The sequence below is a fragment of the Occallatibacter sp. genome (assembly GCF_049582745.1).
Classification (GTDB): Bacteria; Acidobacteriota; Terriglobia; order Terriglobales; family Acidobacteriaceae; genus Telmatobacter.
Genome location: NZ_JBAUUO010000039.1, coordinates 1 through 2463, shown reverse-complemented (window position 1 = coordinate 2463; position 2463 = coordinate 1). Strand labels below are relative to the sequence as shown.

2 protein-coding genes are annotated in these 2463 nt (G+C 56.8%); both read left to right on the top strand.

Going from position 1 to position 2463, the window contains the following annotated elements; all coding sequences use genetic code 11:
* Positions 1-1061 (top strand): epoxide hydrolase family protein (locus WCA10_RS04865; protein WP_472821374.1); only part of this gene is annotated, 1061 nt, incomplete at its 5' end.
* 369 nt (positions 1062-1430) lie between these two features.
* Positions 1431-2339 carry a patatin-like phospholipase RssA gene (gene rssA, locus WCA10_RS04860; protein ID WP_472821373.1) on the top strand — a complete coding sequence of 303 codons (909 nt, stop codon included), beginning with the start codon at positions 1431-1433 and terminating at the stop codon, positions 2337-2339.
* Positions 2340-2463: the final 124 nt, after the last annotated feature.

Sequence of the window (2463 nt, the reverse complement as noted above, 5' to 3'; positions counted from 1 at the left end):
AGATGGATGGCTCGGGATGGGAACAGGGCACTGAGCTAGGCTATTTGCAGTCGCTCGTAGCCTACTGGCGGGACAGTTTCGACTGGCGCGCGCAAGAGGCCGAACTAAACCGCTTGGCTCAGTTCCGTGCCGAGGTCGATCGGTTCAGTATTCACTTCGTCCACGAACGCGGAGTCGGACCGAACCCGTTAGCGATCATTCTTACTCACGGATGGCCTGACTCCTTCACACGCTATCAGAAGATCATACCGCTCCTAACTGATCCAGCCCGCCATGGTGGCGACCCGATGGATTCCTTCGATGTGATAGTTCCTTCGATACCTGGTTTTGGCTTTTCTAGTCGCCCTAACCTGCGCGGCGTCAACTCATTTCATGTCGCGGAGCTCTGGGCCAAACTCATGACAAAGGAACTCGGCTACCCGAGATTCGCCGCAGCGGGAGGGGATATCGGCTCTGGCGTGACGCGATATTTGGCAGCAACCCATCCCGAACTTCTCGTTGGCATTCATCTCACCGACATCGGCATTCTTCGGGATCTCTTGGCCCCTTCTGGTCGAACAGATCTCTCAGAGGGAGAACTTCGCTACAGGAGCAGTGCATCGGAGTGGATTGCACGCGAGGGGGCATATATGTCACTTCAATCTACGAAGCCCCAGACCCTTGCCTACGGTCTTACCGACTCACCAGCAGGGCTTGCTGGTTGGATTGTCGAGAAGTTCTGTGCATGGAGCGACTGCGGCGGTGACCTCGGGCGAAGCTTCACCGAAGACGAGCTACTGACCAACATAATGATTTATTGGGTGACCGGTACTATCGGCTCATCGATGCGCATGTACTACGAGAACAGCCACACTTTGCCACCAATAGGGCGCATCGATGTGCCGACGGGCATCGCGCTCTTCCCTGCCGACATATTGCTTCCGCCCCAAGAGTGGGCGGAGCGGAGGCTGCAAATAGCTCGCTGGACTTCAATGCCGCGCGGCGGCCATTTCGCTGCCATGGAAGAACCCGAACTGCTCGCTGATGACATTCGTGCATTCTTTAGACCGCTGCGGAGCTAAGGGAGAGAATGAGAACATTGATTCACTAGTATAATTTGAATAGCGGCACCGTCTCGAAACCTACCCATGCCAAAGACCGGTTTCGGGGAATGAAAAAATCAGAGATTTATCGTGATGCGTGATTCCAGTTGTTCAGGTTTCCAGGATTCGATGATACAGCCAGTTCTTCATGAGTGAAGATACGGGGCCTCGAAAGGCAGGTCAGTACATTGAGCATTTGCGGTGTGTCTTGGCAAAGCCGAAGAACACCTGTACTTTCGATTATGGGACGATGGTGTCGAGTTCACGGAGGAAGATGAAGATACTCGGATGGGTCATAAGGTTGGAGACTGGCGTGGCGTTCACTGGCGCCGGTCGGAGGGTACACGCATGAGCGCACCGCGCAGGCCACGTGTTGGACTCGCGCTTGGTAGTGGCTCTGCGCGCGGCTGGGCACATGTCGGAGTCATCCGCGCACTGGAACAAGCCGGCATCCGCCCGGATCTGGTGTGCGGGACGTCAATCGGCGCACTCGTAGGTGCCGCCTATGCGGCCGGCGAGTTTGACCGTTTCGAGCAATGGCTGCTCGGAATGCGGATGAAGGATGTGGTCGGATTCATGGATGTGAGCTTGAGCGGTGGGATGCTTAAGGGTGGGCGGGTGATGGAGTTTTTTCGGCGCAATTTCGTGGATCGTCCCATTGAGCAGTTGGCCATGCCTTTTGCAGCCGTCGCCACGGCGCTTCACAACGGCACCGAAGTCTGGCTGCGCGAAGGCTCGACGGTCAATGCGGTGCGCGCCTCTATCGCCCTGCCTGGTTTGTTCACGCCGGTGCTGCTTGATGGCAGGACACTGGTCGACGGTGGGCTCGTCAATCCCGTGCCGGTATCGCTGGCACGCGCGATGGGCGCGGATGTTGTGATCGCAGTCGATCTCGGCTCCGATATCCTTGGTCGTCACCTGACCGCGGGTCCTCGGGTCACAGAGCTCGGTAGCCCAATAGGCGAATGGGTACGCAAGCTGCAGGAGAACTTAGGCGGGCTCATCCCGGAGCATTCGCCCGACGAGCCCAGACTGCCATCCATGCACGACGTGCTGTTCTCAAGCATTGAAATCATGCAGGTGCGGATAGCGCGCAGTCGCATGGCAGGCGAGCCACCGGACGTCCTTGTGTCACCACGGCTAGCCCACATCCACCTGCTCGACTTCCACCGTGCAAAGGAGGCAATCGAGGAAGGCAAGCGTGCGGTGGAGGCAAGCCAGCACAATCTTAGTGTGCTCGACGATCATCTGTCATGAACGTGATGGACGTCAAACTACCTTTTCTGCAGAGTTTGCATTGTGGTGAAATCCAACGGACTGATCGCTAGTTTCCCCCACGAGCTGTTTGCCCAACAATATGTTGTAGTTGCTTGTGCTAAGT

Bases quoted from the DNA above. Each gene is read 5' to 3' on its own strand.
- rssA (WP_472821373.1), top strand. From the start codon at position 1,431: ATGAGCGCACCGCGCAGGCCACGTGTTGGACTCGCGCTTGGTAGTGGC.